The sequence below is a fragment of the Azohydromonas caseinilytica genome, from assembly GCF_012927045.1.
GTDB classification, from domain to species: domain Bacteria; phylum Pseudomonadota; class Gammaproteobacteria; order Burkholderiales; family Burkholderiaceae_C; genus Azohydromonas; species Azohydromonas caseinilytica.
Genome location: NZ_JABBFW010000072.1, coordinates 1 through 3,500 on the forward strand (window position 1 = coordinate 1; position 3,500 = coordinate 3,500).

3 protein-coding genes and 1 pseudogene are annotated in these 3,500 nt (G+C 59.1%); 1 reads left to right on the forward strand and 3 read right to left on the reverse strand.

Annotated elements, in window-relative coordinates; genetic code table 11:
- Positions 1–779: replication initiation protein (locus HHL10_RS29890; protein ID WP_169164070.1), on the reverse strand; the 779-nt coding region annotated here is incomplete at its 3' end.
- 428 nt (positions 780–1,207) lie between these two features.
- Here HHL10_RS29890 and HHL10_RS29895 point away from each other — a divergent pair.
- A complete protein-coding gene (locus HHL10_RS29895) occupies positions 1,208–1,483 on the forward strand; it encodes a hypothetical protein (protein ID WP_169164071.1) in 276 nt (91 codons plus the stop codon).
- Between the two features lie 10 nt (positions 1,484–1,493).
- Here the strand turns inward: HHL10_RS29895 and mobV are convergent, their stop codons facing one another.
- Both mobV and HHL10_RS29905 read right to left on the reverse strand, forming a co-directional pair.
- The gene (gene mobV / locus HHL10_RS29900; protein WP_169164072.1) at positions 1,494–3,215 is read right to left on the reverse strand and encodes a MobV family relaxase; all 1,722 of its coding nucleotides are present in this window, start codon (positions 3,213–3,215) and stop codon (positions 1,494–1,496) included.
- 103 nt (positions 3,216–3,318) lie between these two features.
- Positions 3,319–3,500: pseudogene (locus HHL10_RS29905) on the reverse strand (hypothetical protein); the annotation flags it as partial.

Below are 3,500 nucleotides of genomic sequence, written 5' to 3' on the forward strand. Positions count from 1 at the left end.
ACGAAGTCAAAGCGTAGTGTCTTGACCTTTCGCCCTGCCTTTATCGCTTGCCACTGAATTAGCCAACCGTCTTTTTCAGTCAATTCGCGTATTGCTGGCTCAATCATTTTGCGCCGAATAGCTGCAAAGTCATTGATCTGTTTTTCTGTAGCATCCATTGAAACAGCAAAATCTTCAATGCTATATTCTGCCCATCCAGTAGATTCAAAACACGACAGCAATTCAAGCAGCTTCCATGAGTAGTTAGATCGCAAGGCGCTGGCATGTCGTAGCTGGTAGCTGGTGAATTGCTCGTTCAATCCAACCAAGTGGGGCAATAAACTCGGCCACCAGTGAAGCTCTACCCAGCCTTCTCCTTTTTGATAATCTGCTTGCCCAACCCAGCGCATTTGTTTCTTTGTTGGTTCTATTGGCTTGCCACCACGCTTATGTGCAGGCTCATAAAAAGTAATGTATCTATCAAAAAGGTGTTTGGCGCCGTCTTGTAGCTGTTCGTATGCTGTATTGGGATCAACTTGGAAGGCCTTGGCATATTCCAAAGCCGTGATCCGAGTGCGTGGTACTTCACCAGCTGAGAGTGGCTGCCGACTATCAAGCTTTGACGCTGCCATAGCTACAAGGCGCTTTTCAGCGAGCGTAAGACCGTGCCCCGCTCGCGTTAGCGCAGTGCTCATGTTCACGTAGCGGTCGCCCGCAGGGCGTTCCAGATTGGCGACGTCGTATCCCGCAAGTTTGCGGGCGGCGACAGCAACTTCTTTCGGGCTCTTTGACTTAGCCATTTCTGCCGAACTCCGGGTTTTTCTGCCGTCAACGAACAATGGCAGAGTAACACTTACCTGCCGTTGTTGGTCAATGGCAGAGTGTGGATAGCACCCGGAAAAAGGCAGATGAAACCCGGAAAAAGGCAGATGAAACCCGGAAAAAGGCAGAGTTCAGGTGCTCACCCTCTAATTAACGCGCGCGCGCCCGATACAAAAACTCTATAAACCTGAAAAACGCGCCTGCCTGCTGTCCAACGCTCAGCGGACAACTTGGAGGCTGTGGATAGGACCCGGAAGAAGGGAGAGTTGCCGGGGGCGCTCTAGCGCATCTATGGCGGCGCTTTCACTCCAGGGCCCCCAAGGGGGCCTGACCATTGCGCGCTGACGCGCGCACGCCCCCCGCTACACCCCCCAGCCCCCTGCTACACGCAGGGGGAGAAACAGCCATGCGCCCGGAGGGAAAAGGCGGCTTTTCCCGGGGCTTGAATGGTCCCCGCCTTGCCGCAGCCGCAGGCATGGATGCACGGATTCAGTTGGAAGCAGAGCGCAACAGCTTGGAGGTGGAGCTCTTAGCGCTTGAGCGGGAGTGGCTGCAGGCACTGCAAGAACGCAGTGATGCGACAAGCCGCCTGAGCCTGCACATCGAGAGCCTGTTCACCTCGCTGGAGTTGGTGAACGTCGAACTGGCCGCAATTCGTCACCGTGACGAATCAAGGCGCTAAGGGCTGGTGGCTAGCCGATCCTGGGTCCGCCCCGGCTGTGCGTGCGCTGCTGCTGGATGAGCTTCTGCTGCTCCAGCACGAGTCGCTGCCCAGGTGTTGCACGCTCGTAGCGCAGGGCCTCGTTCCAGTCCTTGCCGTGGCCCGGATAGATCCGCTGCCTAGCCTGTCCTAGATGCGCGCTCAACTGCTCACCGGCTCTGTCGTTGCTGAAGGCCGCCACGACGGTCAAGCCCTCCTGACGCACCCGGTCGGCTTGCTTCTTTGCTTCGGTCGCAGTGCTTCCGGCCAGCGACATAACGCGACCTTCAAAGCCCAGCTCGTAGAGGCTCAAGGCCTCGATGGCTGAGCCCACGAAAGCGACCTTCTGCGGCGCTCCGCGTGCCGTGAGCAGGGTAAAGGGCTGTCTCGCTCCCCGGACGCCGTGAAACGGCATCTCGCCCGTGCCGTGCAGCTCGACGCCTTCACCGTTGCCCAGCACGAACACCGCGTTCGCGAAGCGATCCGCGTAGAGCTTTCCAAGCTCACAGAGCTTGTCCACCAGCTGCGCGCCCAGGCTGCGAATTTCGGTGAGGTAGTGCCTCACCCTCGGCCAATGGTCCTGGGAGGGCTCTGGAGGCGCGTAGACGCGTTTTGGAGCCCTTGCCGCGGCCTCGGTACGTCCGCGCATGTCCGCGACTACCTGGGACAGCACAGGCGCCGTGCCGAACTCGCTGGCCAGCAGGTTCACCGCGCCCTTGAAGTCGGTCTGCTCGATGAGCCTGACCAGGTTGACCGCGCCGCTGCCGCCCCACCCCAACTCATGCGCGTTAAACGTCGCACCGTTCACCGTGAGGCGGCCCGCCGGCGTGCGCCAGGTCGTCCGCTCCTTGGCGTCGCGCTCGTAGCCCAGGCGCTCCAGAACGGCCTCCAAGGGCAGATCGTGAGGAACGATGGCCTTGGCCCTCAACTCGACCAGCCGGGCCTCTCTGGCGGCCTTGGCGGCCTTCTCCGCGTGGTGCTGCTTGGCTGCCTCCAGCGCTGGCGCGTAGGCGGCCTGAACGTGCTTAGTGATCCGCTGTGCTATTAACTCTGGCGTTTCGTAGTCGCTGGTTATCAATCCCTTTCTCAAAATCTTGGGCTGCACACCTTCCGGTGTGACTTGGATGTGCTGAACTGGCTCCTGAATCTTGGCGTAATACTGCTTGATGGTCTGATGCTTAGCCTTGCTGCCTTCGATGCCCCGTTCCAGGCTGAACCGTCGGCCTACCTTCTCGGCAAACTCGGTTTGCATCAAGCTTAGCTTTTCACGCCCATCGAGGAAGTACGAGCAATTGAGCCGGCCTCTAGGGTCAATTGGAACCACGTAGGCAGTGCAATGCGGGCTGGTTTCGTCGTACTGCCGATTAAAAGCAATGACGTTTTCTTCACCGTGACGTAATCGCAGCCACTTTTCTGCCGCATCGAAATAGGCTTCTCGCTCCTGGGTGGATTTTTCCTTGAACCATTCGGGAGAAGCGCCGATGAAATACTCAACCGCCAGGACCGCATTTTTCCGAACCGTCGGCACCGTCGCCAGCCGGGCATTCACACCCGCAATGACTTCGCGGGCCGACTGGGCGCCGGTAGTCCGGTTGTGGCCCGTGCGCTCCGGGTCGGCGTTGGGGGTCTGACGCTCGCGGAACGTGTGGCGCGCGCTGCCGCCGACGTTGCCCAGAGAGGTCAGCTTGGCAGTGCGGAGGATCGCGTAGGCCATGGGCCATCGTAGCCGCGCCGCAGCGAAGCGCAACGCTTCTGTACTCACTACGGAATTTGCTGCGCAAATTCCTCCGCTCGGCAGGCGCTGCGCCCTGCACCCGCTAGGCCGCCTGGCGGCGTCCAGACCGCACGGCCTGCTTCCCTTGCGGGTTGCGCACGAAGTCAAAGCGTAGTGTCTTGACCTTTCGCCCTGCCTTTATCGCTTGCCACTGAATTAGCCAACCGTCTTTTTCAGTCAATTCGCGTATTGCTGGCTCAATCATTTTGCGCCGAATAGCTGCAA